We start from the raw sequence: 20,516 nt of genomic DNA, 5'->3' as shown, positions 1-20,516 counted from the left end.
CTGTCGCCGCCCCACGTCGGGTATCGTCGGAGTACCAGCCGGTGTGGCGCAATTGGTAGCGCTCTCGACTTGTAATCGAGGGGTTAGGGGTTCGAGTCCCCTCGCCGGCTCCAGATAGATGGCCTCTGACCTACGGTTTGTAACCCACGCGGGACACCGTCAATGCCTTGGGCGAGCCTCTTCAGGCTGGCGGAGATCGGCTCGGCCCCCGGTGGCGTGGCGGCTTAGAGCATGTCTCGTGTGGCCGCTGCGGGTACATCTCTGATCATGGAAGGATGGTGAGCAGCCCTGCTCTTCGGCTGGTCCCGGAGGGGTGTCGGTGCCCGCGGCGCACCGGTGGTTCCATGCCTGGGCCCAGGGCGGGCGTGTGGCCTCGGCTGCGCCAGATCGCCTTGGATGCCCATGGAGGTGTCGACTGGTCGTCGCGGATCGTCGTCGCGGAGTCGCTGACCCTCACCGAGCCCGGCGGTTCCCGTACCCGGGTCCATCGACGTGTGACCAGCTGACCTGCGTGAGACGATCATCCATGTGGTGACCTGCCAGGCCAGGCGACGCTGCCGTGTCCGCCACGGTGACGTCGTGGGACCGCATCTGGGCCAGATCGATGAGGCAGACGAGCTGCTGACGAAACGGTCCGTTGGCGCTGCTGATCGGGATGGTGCTGGACCAGTCAGTATTGGAAGGATTGAGCGGGACGGGGCAATCCGCACGCACCTGACGGCGTAGCGTCAGAATTGGATCCGCGGATCTGCGGGTGCTGGAGAAGCACCACGTTCGGGAGCCGGGTGCCCTTCCTCCCAGGCCGCCAGGAGGCGCAATGTCGCGGCGGACTCGGCATCGACGGGCGGATAGGTGATCAAGCTCTGCTGGTCGCCAGGAAGTCCGAGCGTCTCGAAGCGCAGGGTCAGTGGGCCGACCACCGGGTGGCGGAACGCCTTGATGCCGTGCGTCTTCGCGTGGACCTCGTGCCGGGCCCAGAAAGCGCGGAACTCCGAACTCGTCCGTGACAGGTTGTCGACGAGCTCGGCTGTCGCGCGGTCGGCGTTCGTGGCGCTGGCAACGCGCAAAATCGCCACTGCGTCGCCGGCGACCCGCGGCCAGTCGAGGTAGAGCCGCCGGGTCGCCGGATCGACGAACAACAACCAGACGGCGTTGCGGTGCTCGGGCGGCAGCACCGCGAAGTCGCAGATCAGCGCCGCGGCGAGCCGATTCCACGCCAGAATGTCGAGGCGGGCATTCATGACCAGCGCTGGCAGGCCGCCGAGCCCGTCAAGTAGCTCCTGGACCTCAGGGCGCACGTTTTCCGCGCATACCTGGGCCGCTGTGTCCGCGCCCGGATGAACAAGCCGCCGCAGGTGTGCCCGTTCGGTCTCGTCCAGGCGCAACGCGCGGGCAACCGCGTCGAGCACCGAGTCCGACGGTCGCACCCTGCCCTGCTCCAACCGGACGTAGTAGTCGACGCTCACCCCGACCAGGCCCGCCACCTCTTCCCGGCGCAGGCCAGGAACTCGGCGGGTACCGGTTGAGACCACCGCGACCTCTTCGGGCGACAGTCGCGCCCGCCGGGCACGGAGGAAGTCCCGGAGCGGGATCGTCGAGTCAGACCGAGGCGCGCTGGTGGGGGCCATACCAACAGTGTGGACGACCACGCCTCGATGCTGACAGGGTCTGTCAGACCCATCCACCGCATTGCCCAGGGTTGCCTGCGCCTCGGGTGCATCCCGGCCTGGCTGCTTCCGTCCTCGGACCGCGATGCTGATCCCGTTCGCACCGACGACCCCGGATCTCACCGGGACAGGACAGGAGACGGCTCATGGCAACCGTGGACAACAGACTGGGCACCACAAACCTGGAGCGGGTCCAGTCGATCTACGTGGCGTTCGGGTCCGGGGACGTCGAAGGTGTGCTCGCGGCGTTGGCGCCGGATGTCGTGTGGAGCAACGCCGGCCCCGCCGACCTCGCTTACTTCGGCGTCCGTACCGGTCGGGAACAGGTGGCGGAGGTGTTCGCCATCCTCGGCCAGGAGTTCGACATAGCCCACTTCGCGCCCGTCGAGTTCTTCGCCGCCGGCGATCGGGTCGCCGTCCTGCTGGAACAGCGGGCGACGATCCGCTCCACCGGCCGATCGTTCGCCCAGGACCTCGTCCACGTCTGGACGTTCGGCCCGGACGGCCTCGTTACCAGGCTCCAGGACATTCAGGATTCCGCCGGAGTCGCCGCCGCACTGCGTGCCTGACCCGCGCACCTGACCCGTGCGGGCCCACAGGTTGGTCGCCTCACGGCGCGGCCTGTGGGGCGCTACGGGTCCCAGCGAGGGTCAGTCGATCATCGAGTCGGTGTGGGCGTGCGGGTCGGTCAGGTTCGCGGGGCGCCTTCGGCGACCGACCGCTGGACGACCTCGAATTCCAGCAGGGACGCGCCGGACGACACGGGGCGGGCACGCTCGCCGGAATGTGCCTCCATGGCCGGCCCGGTGAGCCACGCCTGGAAGGACTCCTCGCTGTCCCAGTGCGTCACGACGAAGTAGCGATCGTCGCCCTTCACCGGCCGCAGCAGCTCGAACGACACGAAGCCGGGCTGGCCGTCCACCGCGTGCAGCCGGTTGGCGAACCGCTTTTCCAGCTCGGGGCCGGCGCCCGCGGGAACCTCGATGGCATTGATTTTCACAACGGTCACGGCCCTAGCCTACGACCTGCCCCGCGTTCCGCTCTGGCACACGGCGGCCTGCCCGGCGATCCGCCCGCGACCGCGCCCGGCGGGGACCAGCGGGCGCACCGGGCCACCGTCGTCAGGCGGGCGCCGTGTACGCAACGTGGGAGCCGGCGGTCGTTGACGCCCCATGTGGCCACACCCAGCTAGAGATTCCGCCGCAAGGATGGGATCACCTGCGGCCGGGGCGGACAACTCTACCCTGAAACGACCTTCACGTGCGGTACCGAGGAACCGTGGGCACAGCCACTGCCAGGTCCGATCATCAACAGTCCCGCGCCACGCCGCCTCGCCTGGCCAGCAGTCGCGAAAATTCGACAGCGATAAACCAACAAGAGGTCATGCGCCCGACGGAAGCGGCTGCCCCCCTCGCCGCCAGGCACATGACCAGCTCTTCATCCGGCAACACGTGGATCTCATGGGACCAGCACGGACGTCCGGCCAGCCGCAGAGCACAGACGGAGCGCGCCCCCGGCCCCGGCGTCGCGCATTTCTCGTCCTTCCGTGGTGCTTCCATGGTGTTGCAGGTCGGCACATTCGGGTACTGGCGCGGCCCGCATTCAGAGGCCGAAACTCGGTGGAGTGAAAACGGGTGGGAGATTTTTTCGCCGCTGCGTATGTGCGTTCGCCACGCTGCTGCTCGCACTGACGATGCAGCTGACGGCGGCCGGTTCCGCACAGGCCGTTCTTCTGCCCGGGATCGCCCTGGCCGGAGCCAGCCAGTCGCTGCAGACGCTGCAGGCAGTACTGAGCACAAAGGCGGACGACGGCGCGCGGGTCGCACAGGAGCGATGGCAGGATCAGCGCACGCTCGATGTCGGGATCGCCTCTCCGATCACCGGTGAGCCGGTGAAATGGGTCCGGCTGCTCCTGCCCAGCGGCTGGACACGCGACGCGACCGCCACCTGGCCGACGCTGTACCTGCTGCACGGCGGTGTCGCCGGCTACACGATCTACTCCGACAACTCGGACGTGGCCAAACTGAGCGCCGACTCGTCGGCGATCATCGCGATTCCCGACACGAACGGCTGCAGCTCGTACAGCGACTGGTACAACGCCGGCAAGAGCGGTCCGCCGGAGTGGGAGACGTACCTGACAACGGAGCTCCCGCAGCTCCTCGAGCGGGGCTATCACGCCAGTGGCGTGCGCGCGGTGGCCGGCTACTCCATGGGCGGCCAGGGCGCGTTGAAACTCGCGGAGAACCACCCTGGCCTCTACCGGGCGACCGCGTCCTGGAGCGGCGACCTCGACCCGCTGCGCACCCCTGACGGTGGCCTTGCCGGCACGGCCATCGACACGCCCGGACTCATCTGCGGAAAGGGCTTCTCCGCGATCTGGGGTGACCCGAAGGTTCCGGCCCAGCGGGCGATCTGGGAGCGCAACGACCCCTATCTCAACGCGGCCAAGCTGGCCGGTACCCGCGTTTTCCTTTCCGCCGGCGACTCCGGGGGCTTCCAGGAGAATCTGGCCCAGCCGACCACCGCGGCGACCTCCGACAAGCTGGCGTCCCTCTCTCCGCCGGTCCCACACACCTACTGCCTCTTCAAGGGGTACAGCCACGACTGGACCGACTGGAAGCGGGCTATGGCGGCCGCCTGGCCCCTGCTGATGTCGTCGATCGGTGCGACACCCGCCGGCGAGGTGACCGACACCGACTGCGTCACCCGCCCGGCGGCGGTACCCGCCGCCAGCGACGCCCGCTGACTTCGCCCGCCGAATTTCCGGATCTCGCGGGCGAGGTCCGGAAATTCGGCGATGGGCGAGGGCTGCCAAGGACTGGCAAGGACAGTCCGCAGACCGGACAGTCGGCCAACCGACAGCCCTTGCCGCTCGGCTCCGTCCTCATCTCGCCGATATCTCACCGCCCGTGCGTGACGATGGGGCGCACGGCGACACCGGAGGGGGATGGGCTGTGGCCAGTGACGAACGCCGCGACTTCCTCGGGCCGGATGACCCTGGAATCGACCGATTTGACCCGGGCCTGCCACGCTTTCCGCGACCGGTGCCACGTCCAGACGGCGCAGCCGACGCATTCCCGTCGACCGATCCGGTACCGCTTCGGGTGGCACTCTGGCCGCGCCGGACACTCGTCGGGCACCGGAACTGGGTGAACGGTGTGGCCTGTGCGCCGGACGGCCGGTGGGCCGTCTCCGCCAGCCATGACGGCACCACCCGCCGATGGAATCTCGCCGATGGCAGGTCGACCGTTCTCGCGGGCGACCCCGAGCGCCCCGCGCCCGGATCCGAGCGGTTCTTCGGCTGCGCCGTCTCCCCCGATGGCACGATGGTTGCCGTCGCAGGCGGCAGGGACGAACGAAGGGTGCAGGTGACACCGCTGCGTTCGGTCGGCCCGAGCTTCACCCTCGCCCCCGAGGGACCGACCGGCGCGGTCTTCGGTATCACGTTCTCCCCCGACGGCAGTCTGCTGGCGTCGGGGCACCTCGACCACCGGGTGCGGTTATGGAGCGTCGCGGACCGGGGCCTGCTGCGGGTTTTCCACGGCCGCCACGGCCACACCGGAATCGTGCGGGCCTGTGCGTTCTCCCCGGACGGGGATCTGGTCGCGTCCGCCGGTCTGGACCGCACGGTGCGGATCTGGCGTACGGCTGGTCGAGCGCGCCCGGTCATCCTCGACCATGACGGCTCGGTGGTCGCCATCGCATTCTCACCCCGGGCGCGAACCGTCGCGTCCGGCACCGAGAACGGCGCCATCATCCTGCACGACGCCGACACCGGTCAGCGACACGCCGCCCTGCACACCGGTGGCGGGGCCATCCTGTCGATGGCGTACTCAGCGGACGGACAGCTGCTCGCCGCCGGTTCGCACGACGGCACGATAACGATCTGGGACGACCGCAGCGGCGCCGAACTCGCACGCATTCGTCCGCATCGGGAGCACGTCACCGGCGTCGCCTTCTCCCGCAGCGGGAACGTCCTGGTCAGTGGAAGCTGGGACCGCACGGTCCAAATCCATGAGGTTCATCAGCACCAGAGGCAGGATGGCAACAGGTAGACAACGAGAGTCGGATCCGACCCAACGAACCTGCGGGGTCGGCACCGGGAAGCACCTTTCCAGTCACGGACGGACAGAAGGTCGGGCCGGGCGTGCATCATGGCTGATATGGGGACGGACGAGCCGGCGCAGAGCGCCTGGTCGCGGGTGGATACGAGCGTGCCGCACTCCGCTCGGGTCTGGAACTACTGGCTCGGCGGCAAGGACAACTTCCCCGCCGACCGGGAGCTGGGCGACAAGGTCTACGAGGTCTACCCGGACATCGTGCGGGTCGCCCGCGCCCAGCGGGAGTTCCTGGTCCGGGCAGTCACCTATCTCGCCGGCGAGGCGGGCATCCGCCAGTTCCTGGACATCGGCACCGGCCTGCCGAGCGCGGACAACACCCATGAGGTCGCGCAGCGGATCGCACCTGAGTCCCGCACCGTCTACGTCGACAACGACCCGCTGGTGCTGGTGCACGCCCGCGCGCTGCTGACCAGCGCACCCGGCGGGGCCACCGCCTACGTCGACGCCGACGTCCGTGACCCGGACGCCATTCTCGCCGGTGCGGCCGAGGTCCTGGACTTCTCCCAGCCGGTGGCCCTGGTCATGTTCGGCATCGTGGGAAACGTGGCCGACAACGACGAGGCGACGAGCATCGTCACGCGGTTGCGGGAGGCGGTGTCCCCGGGAAGCTACCTCGTGCTGAACGACGGCACCCACGGCGAGGACGTCGACAAGGCGATCGAGATCACCCAGGCCGACGGGCATCCCTACAACCTGCGAACGCCCGAGCAGGTCGCCTCCTTCTTCGACGGCCTCGAGCTCGTCGAGCCGGGCGTCGTCTCGACCCCGTTCTGGCGGCCCCCGCCCGCGACCAGCCCGGAGCCGCTGCACATCTACGGCGGAATCGGCCGCAAGAGGTAATCGCGAGGTATCGACAGACCCCTCATGGACGGACGTCCACGGCATCGACGGCCCCTGATCCCGACGATCCGACAGACCCGATCGCGTCCGGCACGGCGCCCGCGCCTGTCCAAACGTGATCCGATACCGCGCCGCCCCTGGCCGGGCGTGCTCCTGCGTTCCCGGCTTCTCGTGCCGGCGGTGCTGGTGGCCGTGCTCGGGTTCGCCATGGTCGTCGGCGGCGGGGTCGTCGGCAGCGGGTTCGTCATCGGCGGAGTCGGCCGGTCGGGCCCGGCGGGCACCGACATCACCGCTCAGGGCGACCGGCCACCGCGGACGCCGGCCGCCGCGGCGTCCAGCCCCGGGCTCGCCGTGTCCCTCGGCGCGGGGGCAGGAGCGGACGGGCACGACCGCGATGGGGCCGACAGTCCGGGAGGGCGAGGCGGTGGCGGTGACGGTCGCGGCGCCACCGCCGGGTCCGGGGCCAGCGCGGGCGCGGGTGGCAGGTCGGCGCCCGACGGCGGTGGGTCAGCCGGGTCGAACGGAACGCGAACCGGCGCGGGGACGACGGCGGCCTGCACCACGTCCGCCGCCTCCCGTGCCGCGGCGACCCGCGTCGCGGCGCTGAGCCTGGAACAGCAGGCCGGGCAGGTCGTCATGGTGGGTGTGCCGATCAGCAGTCCGCGCACGGCGATCGGGCTCGTCCGGCAGTCGCGGCTCGGTGGGGTGTTCCTACAGGGCCGCTCGGCGCAGTCCGCATCCGGCCTGCACGACGAGGTCCGCGCCGTGCAGGAGGCGGCCCGCGGCGATGTCGGGACCCCGGTCCACATCGCGGTCGATCAGGAGGGTGGGCAGGTCCAGTCGCTGAGCGGGCTGGGCTTCGAGCGGATTCCCACCGCGCTCGAGCAGGGTGGCTGGGACGCCGCCACCCTGCGGCAGCGCACCAGCGGCTGGTCGCGAGCCCTCGCCGAGGCCGGAGTGACGTTGGATCTCGCGCCGGTCGCCGACACCGTCGCGCCCGGCACCGCACAGGACAACCCGCCCATCGGCTTCTACCAGCGCAACTTCGGCACCGACCCGGGTTCGGTCGCCGCGGACATGCGCGTGGCCGTCCCCGCGATGCAGCAGGCCGGGCTGCTTGCCACGGTGAAGCACTTCCCTGGCCTCGGCCGGGTGCACGCCAACACCGACACCTCCGCCGCGGCCGTGGACGAGACGGCGAGCACCACCGACCCGGACCTGGAGCCGTTCCGCGCCGCGATCTCCGCCGGAACCGCGGCGGTGATGGTCTCGCTGGCCCGCTACCCGCAGCTCGACCCGGACGCGCCGGCGGTATTCTCCCACCCGGTTGTCACGGGGCTGCTGCGTGGCCAGCTTGGTTTCGGCGGCCTGGTCGTCTCGGACGATCTGGGTGCGGCCGTCGCCGTCGCATCGGTGCCGGTCGGCGAGCGTGCCGTGCGGTTCATCGAGGCCGGCGGGGATCTCGCCCTGTCCGTGCGCGGTGCCGACGGGGCGACGATGACCGCAGCGCTGGCGGCCGAGGCCCGTCGCAGCCCGACCTTCGCCCGCCGCCTCACCCAGGCCGCCACCTCCGTGCTGGCCAGCAAGGCCCGCGCCGGCCTGCTCGGCTGCACCCCGTGAGGCAAGGTCCGACCGACGGTCAGGACAGAGCGAGCTCCTCGAGCACCTCGGGGTCGCTGAGGTCCCGGCCGGCGGCGAGGGCCGCCGCGTAACGGCGGGCGTTCTGGGCGTCGAGGTCTTCGAAGCTGCTGCCGCGCTTCCAGTAGGCCGCCGCATGCAGCTGGGAACGGTCTGTTCCGAGTTCGTCGAGCAGGATGCGGCGGACGGTCCGAACCTCCCCCGCTTCAGTGACCCCAACCGCACCAGGCGCACCCACCTGGCCGCGCACAGCGACCGCTGGAGTTCAGCTCACGTTCACGGCCGGTCGGCCGTCCACCGGCATACTCGGTTTTCGAACGAGGCCCGGTATTCGCCGGACGAAACTGGTGGAGGATTTATGCCGCTGAAATCCTATGGCGTTCTCGCCGGTCGCGTGCGGGACCGGCGCCGGGAGGGCGACAAAGACAGTCCGCATTACCAGATCCAGGTCGACGGGGGTGGGACCCAGTTCCGGGTGGCGGTGAACGTGCTGTCCGCCCAGGCACCCGCGGAACTACTCTTCGCCGCCGACGAGAACTTCGGCCACCCGATCCTTCCGGAGCTTTCCAGACTTGCGGCGGGGTTCACCGCCCTGGAAAGCCGACCGGGCGGCCTCGCGCTCGACTTCATCCGCGGGAATCTTTTTCCCCGCGCCGCCCTGCGCGCCATGCCGTCGGTCCGGCCCGGGCCGGACAACGACCTCGCCGACAAGATCGAGCACTATGTTCAGCGGGCGCAGGCCGACTCCGCCTCCCGGCTGTACGCGTTCGGAGCCCGGTGGGGCCCCGAGTCCACCCCGGACAAGATCTTCGGATTCGCCCCAGGCAACGGCGTCCACGACATTCACCTGAACCAGGGCAACAGCCGCCGGTTCGCCGGCGATGACGGCGCCTGGCAGGACGGTGCGCTGCTGTTCGCCTTCCCCGACCAGTGGGTGGCGCTGTTCCTCGCGTTCCAGAACCAGTCCTGGCACACCGACCCCGCCACCGGCCACACCCTGCCCGGTACCCCTCCCGCCGCCCCGGGCGGCCAGCCCGCACCCGGCGAGCCCGACCAGCGGGTCCGCATCGTCGCGGCACTGGTGAATCCCGTCGGGCCCGCTCCGGAGGCCGAGACGGTCACCCTGCTGAACACCACCGACGCGGACATCGGCCTCGCCGGCTGGACGCTGGTCGACCGGGCCGGTCACCGCGGAACCCTGGCGGGCCCCGACCTGTCCGCCGGCCACTCGGCCCGCATTCCCGTGCCGGCCCCCATCACCCTCGGCAATAACGGCGGGACCATCACCCTGCTGAACCCGGATGGCCTGAAAGTCGACGGCGTCGCCTACACCAACGCCCCGGAAGGACGCACCCTGACGTTCTAAGCGGCCCGAAGCCAGGAGCACTACTGTCAGGATGCGATCAGGGTAAGCCCCGCATCGGCGGATCCACGGCTTCGATCGAGCGGGCGGCGGCCGAAACCCCGACGCCGTGACGCGAACCTCCTGATCGCCACGCGCTGCCATCGCCGGTCGCGGGAGTACGACCTTCGGCGTACCTCTCTGGACGTACCCGGCGCCACCAAGGGCTGCTGAAGATCAGCCTTCCGGAGGTCGGCAGGAGCCCCGAAGATCCCTAACGTTCTCGGTGTTCGACGACGACACGCGACGGCCGACGGCCGACAGCCGACGACCGGCGGGGACCGAGACGGGAGCCCGGAATCAGATGATCGAGGCACGCGGCCTGGAGAAGCGGTACGGCGACAAGGTCGCCGTCCATGACCTGAGTTTCACCGCCCGGCCGGGCGTGGTGACCGGCTTCCTCGGTCCCAACGGGGCCGGCAAGTCCACCACGATGCGGATGATCCTCGGCCTGGACCGGCCGACCCGCGGCGAGGTGCGCGTCAACGGCCGGCGCTACCGTGACGCGGCGGCGCCGATGCACGAGGTCGGGGTGATGCTCGAGGCCCGCGCGGTCCACACCGGGCGCAGCGCGGCCAAGCACCTGCTCGCCCTCGCCCAGACCCACGGCATCTCCCGGCGCCGGGTCGACGAGGTGATCGACATGGTCGGCCTCACCGACGTCGCCCGCAAGCGGGCCGGCGGGTTCTCCCTCGGGATGGGCCAGCGGCTCGGCATCGCGTCCGCGCTGCTCGGCGACCCCGCCACACTCATCCTCGACGAGCCGGTCAACGGCCTGGACCCGGAGGGCATCCGCTGGATCCGCGGCCTGCTGCGCGACCTGGCCGCCGAGGGCCGCACGGTGTTCCTGTCCTCCCATCTGATGAGCGAGATGGCGCTGACCGCCACCCACCTCGTGGTCGTCGGGCGCGGCCGGCTCATCGCCGAGACGACCGTCGCGGAGGTCATCGCCGGCGCGTCCCCCGCCGCCGTGCACGTGCGGACCCCGGCGGGGTCGGCCCTGCGCGACGCGCTCGCCGGCGCCGATGTCACCGTCACCACCACCTCGGCGGACACGCTGGAGGTGAGCGGCCGCACCAGCGAACAGATCGGCACCGTCGCCCGCGACGCCGGCATCGCCCTGTTTGAGCTGACCCCCCGCCAGGTCTCCCTCGAGGACGCCTTCATGGCCCTGACCCAGGACGCCGTCGAGTACACCACCCAGAGCACCCTCGGCTCCGCGGGCACCGGCAGAGCCGGGGGTGTGCCCAGGCCGTCGTCCGCCGCCGCCGTCACCACGACCGCCGTCACCACGACCGCCGCCAGCACTGACACCGAGAAGAGGCTGGCCCTGACAGGCTCCCCGCGATCGGAGTTCCAGGCATGAGCACGCAGACGATCAACGCCCCGCACGACGTCCCGCCGGCCGGCCCGAGCGTCCACGCGCCCGCACGTCACCAGGCCCGGTCGGGTCCGCGCGTCACCCAGCTGCGGGTGCTGCGCTCCGAGTGGACGAAACTCACCTCGCTGCGCTCCACCGCCTGGACCCTGCTCGCGGCCGTGGCGGTCACCGTCCTGCTCGGTATGATCCTCTCCAGGGTGGTCGCGAACGACTGGGTCCACTACTCCGCCGAGGATCGACGCACCTTCGACGCCACCGCCACCAGCCTGAGCGGGATGTACCTGGCCCAGCTCGCGATCGGCGTCCTCGGCGTCCTGGTGATCACCGGGGAGTACGCGACCGGGATGATCCGCGCGTCGCTCGGGGTGGTCCCCCGCCGTCTGCCGGTGCTGTGGGCGAAGATCGCCGTCTTCGCGGTGGTGAGCTTCGGGATGATGGTGGTCGCGAACCTGATCGCGTTCAGTGCCGGCCAGGCGATGCTGGCCCCCAAACACATCGACGTCGCGCTGTCCGACCCCGGAGTGCCGCGGGCGATTCTCGGAACGGCGTTCTTCGTCGCCGCGGTCGGCGTGCTCGGCCTCGCGCTCGGCGCCCTGCTGCGCAACACCCCCGCCGCGATCGGCACCCTGTTCGGCGTGCTCCTCGTCGTTCCGATGATCGTGGGCGCGCTACCGGGACGGCTGGCCCGGATCAGCGACTACCTGCCCTCCGCCTCCGGAGACGCCCTGATGCAGGTCGTCCGCTCCCCTGACCTGCCCTCCCCGACCCACGGCCTGCTCGTCCTGGTCGGCTACCTCGCCGTCACCCTCACCGCGGCAGCCATCCTGCTCATCCGCCGCGACGCCTGAACCCGCCAACCCAGTGCCAGGAGAGGCGACGTGCCGAAGGTTTTGGGCGGATCCAGGGGCCACATCCAACCAGAACCTTCGGCACCATCCGGATCATGGATCTGGTTGGGAGCGGGCGGGGGCGGAGGCGGGGGGCGGGCGGGTAGCGGGGGGAGGATGGGGGGTGTGATGGGGCGTATGGGGGGGGCTCGGGAGGAGGCGGCCGAGCCGCCGGGGGTGGTGCTCGGCCGGCTGCGTCACGGACGGATCGGGCGGTTCCTGCGGGCGCACCCGACGCTGGTGGACGGTGCGCTGGCCATCCCGCTCAGCCTGTTCGCCTTCGCGGCTCTGCTCAACACCCTGCAGTCCACCTCGGGCGCCCGCGAGGCGGCGACGATCGTCATCGCCGCGGCGGGAGTGATCCCCCTGATCTGGCGGCGCCGGTTCCCGGCGGCCGTGTTCGCCGCCTGTTTCGTCGCCGGGGTGCTGCAACTGTTCGTTGGACGGCTGGTGGAGAGCAATCTCGGCGTGCCGGTCGCGTTCTACACCGTGGCGTCGCTGGGGACACGACGGGAACGGATCGGTGCGACGGTCGCCGTGGCGGTCGGGGTCGTTCTCGGCAGCATGGTCTGGCATCAGGAGAATCGGGCGTCGATCGCCGCCAACCTGGTCCTGCTCGGGCTGGTCGCCGTCACCTCGGGGGTGCTGGGCCGCAACAAGGGGACCCGCCGGGCCTACCTCGCCGCCCTCACCGACCGGGCCGATCGGCTGGAACGCGAACGCGACCAGCAGGCGCAGATCGCCGCGGCCGCCGAACGGGCCCGCATCGCGCGCGAGATGCACGACATCGTCGCCCACAACCTGTCCGTGATGATCGCCCTGGCCGACGGAGCCCAGTTCGCTCTGGCCGGCGCGCCGTCCGCGGGCAGCCCATCCCCGCGGTCCGGCGAGGGTTCGCCGGGGAGCCAAGGTTCGCCGGCGGGCTCGGGTATACGCGAGAGCGTGGACAGCCCAGCTGTGCAGGCCATCACGCAGGTGTCGCGGACCGGGCGGGAGGCGCTGGCCGAGATGCGTCGGCTGCTGGGCGTGCTGCGTTCCGACGGCGCCCCGGACGGCACCGCGCCCCAGCCCGGACTCACCGACCTGGACTCGCTGATCGACCAGGTCCGGCAGGCCGGGCTGCCGGTGAGCCTCACCGTCCACGGCAAGCCGCTGGACCTGCCGGCCGGGGTCGCGCTCACCCTGTACCGGCTGGTGCAGGAGGCGCTGACCAACACGCTCAAGCACGCGGGCCCGGGCGCCACGGCCTCAGTGCGGCTGGCCTACGACCGGCGCGGCATCTCCGTCGACGTCCAGGACACCGGCCGAGGTGGCACTGTGCCACTGCCGGCGCATCCTGACCGCCAAGGCCACGACCTCGGCGAAAACCCCTGCGAGGACGCCGGCCAGGACCGGGACCGGGACCGGGACCGCGGGCAGGGGCTCGTCGGGATGCGCGAACGCATCGCCGTCTACGGCGGCACGGTGCGCGCCGGTCCCGGGGCGGACGGCGGCTGGCAGGTGCGGGCCCGGATCACTCTCAGCGGCATCACCGGTGGCGCCAGGAACACCGGATCCGACCAGACCGCAGGATCCGACCACACCGCCGGAGTCGACCAGGACGCGCGGGCCGCCGACCAGCACCGCGGGGCGGAAACGCACAACCACGGCCACAGCCCCGCCGGACAGCACACCGCCGGGAACCAGCCCGGCGCCGGTACGGCTGGGGTCGGGGTCGGGACACATACCGACCTCCGCGGGAGGAGCGGTGAGAAAGTGCGACCGTGACCGCATCCGCCGTGCCGCCCCCGTCGGCTTCCGACACCGCGTCATCGACGGCGGTGACGTCGGTGACGTCGGTGCTCCTCGTCGACGATCAGCCGCTGCTGCGGATGGGCTTCCGGATGGTGCTCGACTCGCAGCCGGACATCAGCGTCGTCGGCGAAGCCGCGGACGGGGCGCAGGCGGTCGAGCTGACCGCCCGGCTGCGGCCGGACGTGGTCCTGATGGACGTGCGGATGCCGAGAATGAACGGCATCGAGGCGACCAGCGCGATCGTTGCCGCCGGTAGCCCGTCTCGGGTGCTGATCCTCACGACGTTCGACCTGGACGAGTACGCCTTCGCCGGGTTGCGGGCCGGGGCCAGCGGGTTCCTGCTCAAGGATGTGCCCCCCGCCGATCTGCTCTCGGCGATCCGGGCGGTCGCGACCGGGGACGCGGTCGTCGCGCCCAGCGTCACTCGCCGCCTGCTCGACGCCTTCGCCCACCACCTTCCCGGTCCGGGCGGCGCCGGGGCGGCGACATCGCACGGCGCGGTTTCCCCAGGCACCGATCCGGTACGGTCGTCCGGGCTCAGTACCGGCCCCGGCACGGAAGCCGAAGCGGATCTCGGTACGGATCTCGGTACGGGTCCCGGCGCGCGACGACCTCGGCCAACCGACCGCCGGCTGGACCGGCTCACGGAACGGGAACGGGACGTCCTGGACGAGGTCGCCGCCGGGCTGTCGAACGCCGAGATCGCGACCCGGCTGGTCCTGTCCGAGGCCACGGTGAAAACCCACATCGGACGGATCCTGGCCAAGCTGGAGCTGCGGGACCGGGTACAGGCGGTCGTGTTCGCCTACGAGATCGGCCTGGTCCGCCCCTCCGACAACCCGCCGTCACCCGGACCGGGCGATGCCGGCGCCCCGCAGGGCTCACTCCAGCCCGGCGGCGATGCGACCGCCGGCGTGGCCCGCCGCGGCAGGTCCGGCGACAGGTCGGCACTGGGCCGGCCGAGCAGAAACCCCCGCCGGTAGGCGCCACCTGGTCAGCGGCGCACCGGCAACGACAGATGCCCGCCCGCGCGTAGTCGGATTTCGGACCTGATCCGACCGGACGGGTAGATCATCGGTATGCTTCGGCACGCCTCGGCCAGGCGGCTGTCAGCCGCCGCCCCGCGATGGCGCCGCGCGGCGTACGACCCAGGCCGGGGGCCAACCCCGGCCTGGGTCGTCAGCTCGGCGGGGCGCCGTCCTGGCGACGGTGCGCCGGTGGGGTCACGTCCGCCGAGGACAGAAGGGTACGAGCGTGCGTAAAGCGCGATGTCTGGCGGCTGCCACGGCCGCGGTGCTGGCCTTGGTCCTGCTGGTCGGCTGTGGGCCGAAATCGTCCTCGACCTCGACGAGCGGCAGCTCCGTCACGGCGGCCGCGTCGGACAGTGAGTACAGCGGAGCGTGCCCGACGAACGGGAACAGCAAGGCGTTCGCCAAGACCCGCTTCGCGTTGCACTCCGGTCTCGCGCTCGGCGCGTTCCACCGGTACATCTACAAGCCGCTGAAGAACGGCGGCTTCAAGTCCGGCGCGGACAAGCGCAAGCGCAGCATGGCCAAGGCGGCGATCGCCGGGGTCTTCGTCGTCCACGAGATCAAGGTCGCGAACGGCTTCGCGCTCGCCAATCCAAGCCTGTGTCGGGCGACGCAGTCGATCCGCACCACGTTCTCCACCCTGACCAGCCGGCTTCGCGGCGGCACCGCCACCGAGGCTGACGTCAACAGCGCCGAGCAGGCCTTCACCGGCCTGGAGCAGACGGCGAAGTCGAACGGGTTCGGCTTCAGCGAGCGCAACGTGACGGTACCCGGCGCGAGCTGAACCGTCTCGGCGGCCGGGGCGGCTCAGCTCGCGCCGGCCGCCGGAACTCGCTGGCCTGCGGTGACGCCGGGCGACGACGTCAGTAGGCGAGGAAAAGAATCTGGTCCCGGGAGTACTCGTGACCCGGGTGATTCTCCGCGAGATGCGCCTGGGTCTTCTCGACGAGGTCGTCCTCGTTCTCGCCCTCGATGTACTCACCGCACGGGCAGTTCAGCCGCTTCTTCACCGGTTACTTCCTTCCCCGACGGGCGGGTCCGGGCCGCGCCTCGTCCACCACCGTGCCGGCGCCGCGGCCGCGGCGCGGTGGTGGACGGCGGGACGCGGACGACACCAGCAGACCTGCCACCGGATTGCTGTCGCTGACCAGTCTTGCACGTCGACCCCTCGCGTGTGGGGGTCGGCGCGGGCGATCGGATATTCGAACCGATCAGATCAGTCCCGGGCGAGCCGGGCCGAGCGGGATGCGCAGCGCGACCAGAATCGGGATATCACCGCCAGCCACGCGGGTCGAGGCCGCCCGGAATCGGGCCGGGTGGCGCGTAGGGGGCCCGGGTGAACACGAACGAGGCAAGCTCGAGGTGGGTGACCGCTCCGGCGGCATCCCGGCGGGGGGTGAGTGTCTCTCCGGCGAAGTAGCCGTCCGTGCCGGTCCAGGTGCCGCGGCCAGACCCTGCCCGCAGCCGCGAGGGCCGCCCGAACCGCCCCAGGGGTGCCAGCAGCAGCCCGCCGTCCGCACGCAGCGACACCATGTACGGCGCCGGCCCCCAATACCAGACTCCGGTCAGGTCGAGGGCCTCCCGCCCGGCCGGGCCCGACGGCAGCCACTCGGTCGGCAGCGGCGGCTGCAGGGTGTCGAGCAGGTCAACGAGATCAAGTGCGAGGTCCCCGGCCGCCACGCCGCTCGTCGTGTTCGCCAGTGCCACTGCTGTGGTACCGACGGGCCGGCCCCACAGCGCGGCGACAAATCCCGGCATCGAGCCGCCGTGTCCGACGAACACCTCGCCGTCCCGACGGATCAGCTGCAGGCCCAGTCCCGCGCCGAGCTGCCACTGACCGCTGTCGCCCTCGACGGCGGCCGGTTCGCGCATCTCCGCCACCGTGTCGAGCGAAAGCACCGCATCGGTGTGACCTCCGAGCACGGCGGACCAGCGCACGAGATCCGTGGTCGTCGACCAGAGCTGGCCGGCCGGCGCCATCACACCGGCGTCATGCGCCGGCTCCGGCAGCAGAACGTCGGCATGGGGATGGACGGCGTAGCCCTGTGCGTGCGGCGCCACGGGCAGCAGCGTGGTGCGGGTCAGGCCCAGCGGTGTCAGCAGCTCATCCCGCATCGCCTGGGCCCAGCTCGTCGCGCGCTTGTGGGCGACGAGCGCACCGAGGACGGCGAAGCCGACGTTGGAGTAATGGTGGCGCCGGCCGGGACGGAACCGGTGCGGACCCGGTCCGATCACGTCGGCCAGATCGGGATGTTCGGTGCCGGCCACCCGCTCCCACCACGGTGGCGGCGTCTCCGCGGTGATCCCGGCGAGGTGGGAGAGCAGGTCGGCGATCGTCCGGTCGCCGACCGCGGTGCCTGGCAGGTGCCGGTCGAGCGGGTCGGCCAGGGCTAGCCGCCCCTCGTCGCGCAGGCGCATCACCAGCACCGCGGTGAACGTCTTGGTGATCGAACCGATCCGGTACTGGGTGTCGGGGCCCGGCCGGGCCCCTTCGACCTTCTCTCCGGAACTGCCACGGGCACCATCGGCACGGGCACCATCAGCGCGGGCACTGTCAGCGCGGGCACTGTCAGCGCGGGCACTGTCAGCGCGGGCACTGTCAGCGCGGGGACCGACGACGCGGCCCCGGCCAGCCGCCCAGACCGACCGCCCCTCCCGCGCCACCGCAGCGACCAGCGACGGAGCCCGACCATCCGCCTGCTCGGTCGCCAGCCGCCGCAACAGCAGATGTCGCGTGCCGGCGTGCAGTGTCTCTGGGTGTTCCCGCTCCGGCTGCTTGCACTCCGACGGCAGCGACATCGACATCCCCCACCCGGGCCGGCGCGTCCGAATCAGCGCCCAGGTACTAGTCCGATCAGGGCCCCCGGGGCCGGGCCGACCGCGTGTGGGCTGGTCACGACGGCGAATCGGGGCCCCCGCGGTCGGCGTCGGCCGCGCAGTTGGGAGCATAGGCCGGGCAGCACCGGCTGCAGCGCCTGGCACCGCCGGGGCAACCCGCCCGGCGGGATCGGCCCGACCCTCCTGGCACGTCCGGGGGGGAGCCCGCCCGGCGATCGGCCCGACCGTCCTGGCACGTCCGGGGGAGCCCGTCGGCCGCGCCCTCGCGCGTCGCCGGGACGCGGCCGGGGAGGCCCCGAGCGCGATCGACGGGGCGTCGTCTCGCGCCCTGTGCGTAATCACCGCTGTCGCTCGCCAACGTTGTTCGCCAGTGTTGTTCGCCAGTGTTGTTCGCCAGCGGCCCTCGGAAAAACGCGGGATGGCCGGCGGGGTCCGGTCCGGGGAGGCCGGTCCGGCCGGCATAGTCGTTCGGAACGCCCGAAGAGGACAAAAGTCCATATAGTTCAGCGGTGCCTCGCCGGATGATGGCTGCGGCGGCGCAATCCGGCGCGCCGCCTGGGCGGAGCAGGAGAGTGATGACGGCGTCGGCGGTTTCCCGGAGTGAATTCCGCACATCGGCCGGACCAGCCTCGATCATTGCTGATCTCGGCCGCCGTCGCCGTTGGGTCGCCGTGCCATCGGCATCGGCATCGGCGCCGACGCCCGGCCTGGCGCCCTGCCGCCCGGCCCGAGCCCGATCGGCTCGATCTTCGGCCATACCCGCGCCCGTACCAGCGCCTGCCCGGGCTGGAGCCCGCATGCCCGCACAACCATGCAGGTCACGGCACCCGTCATCCCGGTTGCCCACTGACGGCGCCGGGACGTCCCGGCAGGGCAGCGCACTCGGAGGGCCGGCGGTCGGAGATCCGCGCCGGTCTCCCTTCGATCCGAGGACGGCCCTACTGTGTCTGACTACTGCTGGTGCCTGGCCACCCCGGCCATCGAGGAGCTGATCCGGGAGCACGACGAACTCATCGAGTTGACCGCGCTTGCTCGCGCGGCCTACCGGTGCGGTGATATCGAGGCGCTCGTTGAATGCTGCATCGCGATCACGACGGTTCTCGGGCCCCACATCGAGGTCGAGGAACGCGGTCTCTTCCCACCGATGGCCGTGGAGTTTCCCGAGAAAATCGCCATTCTGTCGGGTGAACACCGACGGATCGAGGCGGTTCTGGCCGGAGCCACTGACGGCACCGCGAACACCGATCCCGCCTGGCCGGCCCGGGTCATCGACATGCTGACGCTCATGCGCCGGCACATCGTCAAGGAACAGGAGGGCCTGTTCCCGGCCGCGCTCACGGTCCTGACCAGCGACCAATGGGAGCTGCTCGCCGAGCTCCGCGAGGGCCGGAACCTCATCGTCTCCTGAACACCGTGACCTCCCGGCCCACCTGTGGGTTACCCCGGACCGCCGCACCGGCGGACCGGCCCGGCCGACCGGCTGGGGCTCGGCGCACGATGTGACCAGCCGGGAGGCCCACCCTGACGGCCATCGATGTGACCAGACGTGGGGTGGGCCCGGGGTCCGGCCGTCACACGGGAGCGGGAGGATGGGGGTGTCGCGCCAGGGCGCGGCCGGGCGGCGGAACCTTCACCGGACTCGACGCGCCCCGGCCAGCCTGGCGGTCCGGGGCGCCCACCCGGCGTGACATCCGAGGAAATCTCCTGCAACCCGATTCGGGAAGGCGAGGCCAGACGCGTGAGTCCGCAAGCATCAATGCCCCTGGTGGACGTCGACGATCAGGTCGTGCTGCTCGACGCCGACCGCCAGCCGTGCGGGACGGCACCGCGGCTCGCCGTCCACGGCCATGACACACCCCTGCACCTGGCGTTCTCCTCCTACATCTTTGACGGAGACGACCGTCTGCTGGTGACCCGCCGCGCGCTGGAGAAGCGGACGTGGCCTGGGGTGTGGACGAACAGCTGCTGCGGTCATCCCCGGCCGGGCGAGCGCGTCGAGGACGCCGTCGAGCGGCGGGTGGCACAGGAACTGCGCCTGGGACTCGAGGACATGCGCTGCGCGCTGCCCGACTTCGCCTATCGGGCGGTCGCGGCGGACGGGCTGGTCGAGAACGAGGTCTGCCCGGTCTATGTGGCCCGTGCGCTGGGCGATCCGGATCCGGATCCGGCCGAGGTGGTCGAGTGGCGCTGGGTCGACTGGGTCGACTACCGCGAGACCGCGGTCCGTACCCCGTGGGCGCTGAGCCCCTGGTCGGTCGACCAGATGGCGGCCTTCGCGCAGGCCACCCACCCGCTGGCCCTTCCCGCCAGGTCCGGCCACTAACCCGCGGGCAGGCCGGACGGGACACGATCACCTGCGGAAACGGCGGCCCTGGTGCACCAACCAACCAACCGGGCGGTCGGCTCAGTGGCTAGCGCCAAGTAGCTAGACCTTACGGGGGAGTTCGTAGTCATAAGTGGTGGCAGTCCAGCGGACGAAAACTACGTAGGGTGACTCGTTCAACGCGTAGGGACCGCCGGCAGCGAACCGTTCCGCGAATAGCGGCCAGCGCCGCTCGCGCTCCATCCGGCTAACCCTGAGGCCGCCGGATGAGGCGACGTTCCAGGCTCACGGGATGGGACGGTAACCCGCAGGCCATCGCTATCGGACCGGTCCATCCGGGCGGGTCACGTCCCACCCTCCGTGGCACCCACACATAGATATTCCCGCCAGGTTCCTGATAGCCATCGGCGCGAATGCACCAGTGGACAAAGTCCTGTTGTGGTCGAGCACTTGGTCCCGCACCCGCGACGCACGGCCGCAGGGGCAGCGGGGGTGGACGAGTCCGGCGCAGTCCGCGGGACCGAGCTGCCTTGGCAGCAGGCTCCTGGCCGTCAGACGGGCCTGGCCGCCGGCCCGTCGACCCGCCCCACCAGC

General features: G+C 71.2%; 17 protein-coding genes, 1 tRNA gene and 1 pseudogene. 14 read left to right on the top strand and 5 right to left on the bottom strand.

Annotation, left to right across the window (positions count from 1 at the left end):
- Nucleotides 1–37 precede the first annotated feature (37 nt).
- Nucleotides 38–113, top strand: a tRNA-Thr gene (locus tag MXD95_RS18520).
- A gap of 615 nt (nucleotides 114–728) precedes the next feature.
- Here the strand turns inward: MXD95_RS18520 and MXD95_RS18515 are convergent.
- Nucleotides 729–1,628, bottom strand: coding sequence for a helix-turn-helix domain-containing protein (locus MXD95_RS18515; RefSeq protein WP_251078601.1), 900 nt, complete (start codon nucleotides 1,626–1,628; stop codon nucleotides 729–731).
- A gap of 185 nt (nucleotides 1,629–1,813) precedes the next feature.
- Here MXD95_RS18515 and MXD95_RS18510 point away from each other — a divergent pair, with 185 nt between their 5' ends.
- Nucleotides 1,814–2,236 (top strand): nuclear transport factor 2 family protein, encoded by a 423-nt coding sequence (locus MXD95_RS18510; protein ID WP_250641918.1) that lies wholly within the window; start codon nucleotides 1,814–1,816, stop codon nucleotides 2,234–2,236.
- 119 nt (nucleotides 2,237–2,355) lie between these two features.
- Here MXD95_RS18510 and MXD95_RS18505 read toward each other — a convergent pair whose 3' ends face one another.
- Nucleotides 2,356–2,676: an antibiotic biosynthesis monooxygenase family protein gene (locus MXD95_RS18505; RefSeq protein ID WP_250641917.1), complete on the bottom strand. Its 321-nt coding sequence runs from the start codon at nucleotides 2,674–2,676 to the stop codon at nucleotides 2,356–2,358.
- A gap of 615 nt (nucleotides 2,677–3,291) precedes the next feature.
- On the opposite strand from MXD95_RS18505, the gene MXD95_RS18500 reads away from it, so the two are divergent.
- The 4 genes from MXD95_RS18500 (at nucleotide 3,292) to MXD95_RS18485 (ending at nucleotide 8,248) form a co-directional block, all read left to right on the top strand.
- Nucleotides 3,292–4,413, top strand: coding sequence for an alpha/beta hydrolase (locus MXD95_RS18500; protein WP_250641916.1), 1,122 nt, complete (start codon nucleotides 3,292–3,294; stop codon nucleotides 4,411–4,413).
- Between the two features lie 208 nt (nucleotides 4,414–4,621).
- Nucleotides 4,622–5,722, top strand: coding sequence for a WD40 repeat domain-containing protein (locus MXD95_RS18495; RefSeq protein ID WP_250641915.1), 1,101 nt, complete (start codon nucleotides 4,622–4,624; stop codon nucleotides 5,720–5,722).
- Nucleotides 5,723–5,821: 99 nt separating this feature from the next.
- Nucleotides 5,822–6,628 carry an SAM-dependent methyltransferase gene (locus MXD95_RS18490; RefSeq protein ID WP_250641914.1) on the top strand — a complete coding sequence of 269 codons (807 nt, stop codon included), beginning with the start codon at nucleotides 5,822–5,824 and terminating at the stop codon, nucleotides 6,626–6,628.
- Nucleotides 6,629–6,775: 147 nt separating this feature from the next.
- A complete protein-coding gene (locus MXD95_RS18485; RefSeq protein WP_250641913.1) occupies nucleotides 6,776–8,248 on the top strand; it encodes a glycoside hydrolase family 3 N-terminal domain-containing protein in 1,473 nt (490 codons plus the stop codon).
- Nucleotides 8,249–8,267: 19 nt separating this feature from the next.
- On the opposite strand, the gene MXD95_RS18480 is transcribed toward MXD95_RS18485, so the two are convergent.
- Nucleotides 8,268–8,516 (bottom strand): SIP domain-containing protein, encoded by a 249-nt coding sequence (locus MXD95_RS18480; RefSeq protein ID WP_250641912.1) that lies wholly within the window; start codon nucleotides 8,514–8,516, stop codon nucleotides 8,268–8,270.
- A gap of 108 nt (nucleotides 8,517–8,624) precedes the next feature.
- Between MXD95_RS18480 and MXD95_RS18475 the strand changes: the two genes are divergently transcribed.
- The 6 genes and pseudogenes from MXD95_RS18475 (at nucleotide 8,625) to MXD95_RS18450 (ending at nucleotide 15,545) form a co-directional block, all read left to right on the top strand.
- A complete protein-coding gene (locus MXD95_RS18475) occupies nucleotides 8,625–9,632 on the top strand; it encodes a DUF2278 family protein (RefSeq protein ID WP_250641911.1) in 1,008 nt (335 codons plus the stop codon).
- A gap of 340 nt (nucleotides 9,633–9,972) precedes the next feature.
- The gene (locus MXD95_RS18470; RefSeq protein ID WP_250641910.1) at nucleotides 9,973–11,034 is read left to right on the top strand and encodes an ABC transporter ATP-binding protein; all 1,062 of its coding nucleotides are present in this window, start codon (nucleotides 9,973–9,975) and stop codon (nucleotides 11,032–11,034) included.
- Nucleotides 11,031–11,897, top strand: coding sequence for an ABC-2 transporter permease family protein (locus MXD95_RS18465; protein ID WP_250641909.1), 867 nt, complete (start codon nucleotides 11,031–11,033; stop codon nucleotides 11,895–11,897). Before MXD95_RS18470 ends, MXD95_RS18465 begins: the two co-directional genes overlap by 4 nt.
- Nucleotides 11,898–12,065: 168 nt before the next feature.
- Nucleotides 12,066–13,703 (top strand): sensor histidine kinase, encoded by a 1,638-nt coding sequence (locus MXD95_RS18460; RefSeq protein WP_250641908.1) that lies wholly within the window; start codon nucleotides 12,066–12,068, stop codon nucleotides 13,701–13,703.
- Nucleotides 13,704–13,807: 104 nt separating this feature from the next.
- Nucleotides 13,808–14,575 (top strand): annotated as a pseudogene (locus MXD95_RS18455) (response regulator); the annotation flags it as partial.
- Between the two features lie 409 nt (nucleotides 14,576–14,984).
- Nucleotides 14,985–15,545, top strand: a complete 561-nt coding sequence (locus tag MXD95_RS18450) for a hypothetical protein (protein ID WP_250641907.1) — start codon at nucleotides 14,985–14,987, stop codon at nucleotides 15,543–15,545.
- A 79-nt stretch (nucleotides 15,546–15,624) separates the two neighbouring features.
- Here the strand turns inward: MXD95_RS18450 and MXD95_RS18445 are convergent, their stop codons facing one another.
- Both MXD95_RS18445 and MXD95_RS18440 read right to left on the bottom strand, forming a co-directional pair.
- Complete coding sequence (locus MXD95_RS18445; protein ID WP_250641906.1) at nucleotides 15,625–15,771, bottom strand: YuzB family protein; 147 nt, start codon at nucleotides 15,769–15,771, stop codon at nucleotides 15,625–15,627.
- A gap of 262 nt (nucleotides 15,772–16,033) precedes the next feature.
- Nucleotides 16,034–17,560 carry a serine hydrolase domain-containing protein gene (locus MXD95_RS18440; RefSeq protein WP_250641905.1) on the bottom strand — a complete coding sequence of 509 codons (1,527 nt, stop codon included), beginning with the start codon at nucleotides 17,558–17,560 and terminating at the stop codon, nucleotides 16,034–16,036.
- 982 nt (nucleotides 17,561–18,542) lie between these two features.
- Between MXD95_RS18440 and MXD95_RS18435 the strand changes: the two genes are divergently transcribed.
- Together MXD95_RS18435 and idi are read left to right on the top strand one after the other, a co-directional pair.
- Nucleotides 18,543–19,007, top strand: coding sequence for a hemerythrin domain-containing protein (locus MXD95_RS18435; protein ID WP_250641904.1), 465 nt, complete (start codon nucleotides 18,543–18,545; stop codon nucleotides 19,005–19,007).
- 330 nt (nucleotides 19,008–19,337) lie between these two features.
- Entirely contained in the window at nucleotides 19,338–19,922 is a 585-nt protein-coding gene (idi, locus tag MXD95_RS18430; protein ID WP_250641903.1) for an isopentenyl-diphosphate Delta-isomerase, read from the top strand.
- Nucleotides 19,923–20,516: the final 594 nt, after the last annotated feature.

It is taken from the genome of Frankia sp. AiPa1 (assembly GCF_023243075.1).
Lineage (GTDB): Bacteria > Actinomycetota > Actinomycetes > Frankiales > Frankiaceae > Frankia.
The sequence above is the reverse complement of the archived record's forward strand: the minus strand, read 5'-3'. Positions and strand labels throughout refer to the sequence as shown.